The 753-nt window shown below is 62.9% G+C and carries 1 pseudogene; it reads left to right on the forward strand.

Annotated features, from left to right (window positions below):
- A pseudogene (locus AX735_RS26195) lies at positions 1-563 on the forward strand (hypothetical protein); the annotation flags it as partial.
- Between the last annotated feature and the right edge of the window lie 190 nt (positions 564-753).

The raw sequence follows: 753 nt of genomic DNA on the forward strand, positions 1-753 counted from the left end.
GCTATGGCTGGTATGACGCGCTGCATCAGCTCGGCAACGTGCGCTTCTATGTTGCTGCCGGAGAACGGGACCACGTCATCGCCGAGAACGGCAGCTTCCCTCCGCTGGATGACCATGTGCGTGCCGAGACGATCGAACTGAGGTTCTGCGTCTTTCACCGCACCACCGAAGCCGAGCGCGAGGAAAGGATCCCGGCAGATGTCGCCTTCGTCGTAAACGAAGATGGCTGGTACAGCGGCATCGACCAGATCCGCATCGCCTATGTTCCGGGTGATGACCTGACTCCCGAAACGCTGGTCGATCTCATCGAGAACGTCTGCTTCTGCGCGAGCGACGACAGCGAGGCCGATTCCTGGGACACCCAGCACGAACACTTCTTGCGCGATGCGCGCGAGCTCGCGGCCCGGGTGCTGCTCGGCGAAGATGAGGCCATTGCGGCGCGTATCCGCGACACGCTCGCCGGCATCCTGTGGGTCATTCCCAAGGATCGGCAAGTTGCCATTACCGTCGCCCCCGGGACCGCGATCGATGTTCAGCTTTCCGCTTGTCAGCCTGCGGGCTGAGGCCCGCGAGGCCGTCCGGTTGCCCGCTGATCACCCCTTTGATCGGAAGGAGACCTCCAATGCATGACACATCCGACCTCTCTTGCGCGCGGCAACGTACCGAGCGCATCGCGCTGCTCAATGATGCCGCATGCGAGGGCCGTGACCGAACGGCCCGCATCGTCATGACCTCCGGGCTGCTTGCAGAATT

Origin of the sequence: Blastomonas sp. CCH1-A6 (assembly GCF_001556365.1) — a bacterium.
Lineage (GTDB): Bacteria > Pseudomonadota > Alphaproteobacteria > Sphingomonadales > Sphingomonadaceae > Blastomonas > Blastomonas ursincola.